Genomic DNA, 2530 nt, shown 5'->3' on the forward strand with positions numbered 1-2530 from the left:
AGGGTGATGGCGTGCCTTTTGAAGAATGAGCCTGCGAGTTAGCGATACGTGGCGAGGTTAACCCGTGTGGGGTAGCCGTAGCGAAAGCGAGTCCGAATAGGGCGTTTGAGTCGCGTGTTCTAGACCCGAAGCGGAGTGATCTATCCATGGGCAGGTTGAAGCGCCGGTAAGACGGCGTGGAGGACCGAACCCACTTCAGTTGAAAATGGAGGGGATGACCTGTGGATAGGGGTGAAAGGCCAATCAAACTCCGTGATAGCTGGTTCTCCCCGAAATGCATTTAGGTGCAGCGTTGCGTGTTTCTTGCCGGAGGTAGAGCACTGGATAGCCGATGGGCCCGACCAGGTTACTGACGTTAGCCAAACTCCGAATGCCGGTAAGTGTGAGCGTGGCAGTGAGACTGTGGGGGATAAGCTTCATAGTCGAGAGGGAAACAGCCCAGACCATCGGCTAAGGCCCCTAAGAGGCGGCTAAGTGGAAAAGGATGTGGAGTCGCAGTGACAACCAGGAGGTTGGCTTGGAAGCAGCCACCCTTGAAAGAGTGCGTAATAGCTCACTGGTCAAGTGATTCCGCGCCGACAATGTAGCGGGGCTCAAGCCGCCCGCCGAAGCCATGGCAATCGCATTCAACCCAGGCCATCACTTGATGGTGGTCCAGGGGTGCGGTTGGGTAGGGGAGCGTCGTGTCACGGGTGAAGCGCCGGAGTGATCCAGGTGTGGATGTGACACGAGTGAGAATGCAGGCATGAGTAGCGAATCACGGGTGAGAAACCCGTGCGCCGATTGATCAAGGGTTCCAGGGTCAAGCTAATCTGCCCTGGGTAAGTCGGGACCTAAGGCGAGGCCGACAGGCGTAGTCGATGGACAACGGGTTGATATTCCCGTACCGGCGAAATGGCGCCCATGATGAGCCCGGTGATGCTAACCACCCAAAGCACCTCGTATCAATGCCTTCGGGCTGCGAGCTTGGTGTGGAGCGTGGGACCCGACCCGGTAGTAGTCAAGCGATGGGGTGACACAGGAAGGTAGCCCAACCGCCGCGATGGTAGACGGCGGGTAAGCATGTAGGGGGTGTGGTAGGCAAATCCGCCACACGGCCGTTTGATCGGTGGCCCTGAGATGTGATGCCGACCCCGTAGGGGGGAAGTGGGTGATCCTATGCTGTCGAGAAAAACCTCTAGCGAGCCATGAGCCGCCCGTACCCGAAACCGACTCAGGTGATCAGGTAGAGAATACCGAGGCGATCGAGACAACCATGGTTAAGGAACTCGGCAAAATGCCCCCGTAACTTCGGGAGAAGGGGGGCCTGGATCGTGTAGCCGCTTGCCGGTGTAGCGTGAAGGGCCGCAGAGACCAGGGGAAAGCGACTGTTTACTAAAAACACAGGTCCGTGCGAAGTTGTAAGACGATGTATACGGACTGACTCCTGCCCGGTGCTGGAAGGTTAAGAGGACGGGTTAGACCGCAAGGTCGAAGCTCAGAATTTAAGCCCCAGTAAACGGCGGTGGTAACTATAACCATCCTAAGGTAGCGAAATTCCTTGTCGGGTAAGTTCCGACCTGCACGAATGGAGTAACGACTTTCCTACTGTCTCAACCATGGACTCGGCGAAATTGCACTACGAGTAAAGATGCTCGTTACGCGCGGCAGGACGGAAAGACCCCGGGACCTTTACTATAGTTTGGCATTGGTGTTTGGTTCGGCTTGTGTAGGATAGGTGGGAGACTGTGAAACCTCGACGCCAGTCGGGGTGGAGTCAACGTTGAAATACCACTCTGGTCGTACTAGATGTCTAACCTAGGGCCATGATCTGGTTCAGGGACAGTGCCTGATGGGTAGTTTAACTGGGGCGGTTGCCTCCCAAAGAGTAACGGAGGCGCTCAAAGGTTCCCTCAGCCTGGTTGGCAATCAGGTGTTGAGTGTAAGTGCACAAGGGAGCTTGACTGTGAGACAGACATGTCGAGCAGGGACGAAAGTCGGAACTAGTGATCCGGCAACTGCGAGTGGAAGCGTTGTCGCTCAACGGATAAAAGGTACCCCGGGGATAACAGGCTGATCTTCCCCAAGAGTCCATATCGACGGGATGGTTTGGCACCTCGATGTCGGCTCGTCGCATCCTGGGGCTGGAGTAGGTCCCAAGGGTTGGGCTGTTCGCCCATTAAAGCGGCACGCGAGCTGGGTTTAGAACGTCGTGAGACAGTTCGGTCCCTATCCGCCGCGCGCGTAGGAAACTTGAGAAAGGCTGTCCCTAGTACGAGAGGACCGGGATGGACGAACCTCTGGTGTGCCAGTTGTACCGCCAGGTGCATGGCTGGTTGGCTACGTTCGGAAGTGATAACCGCTGAACGCATCTAAGCGGGAAGCACGTTTCAAGATGAGGTTTCCCACCCCTTGTGGGTTAAGGCCCCCAAAAGATGATTGGGTTGATAGGCCGGAGGTGTACAGCAGCAATGCCCAGCCGACCGGTACTAATAGGCCGAAGACTTGCCACAACAAACCCCCAACACACCCAACAACACACCCCCCGACA

1 rRNA gene is annotated in these 2530 nt (G+C 56.4%); it reads left to right on the forward strand.

From position 1 onward, the window contains the following. Positions 1 to 2492, forward strand: a 23S ribosomal RNA gene (locus BM223_RS27725); the annotation flags it as partial. Positions 2493 to 2530 lie beyond the last annotated feature (38 nt).

The sequence above is a fragment of the Pimelobacter simplex genome, from assembly GCF_900114845.1.
Classification (GTDB): Bacteria; Actinomycetota; Actinomycetes; order Propionibacteriales; family Nocardioidaceae; genus Nocardioides; species Nocardioides simplex.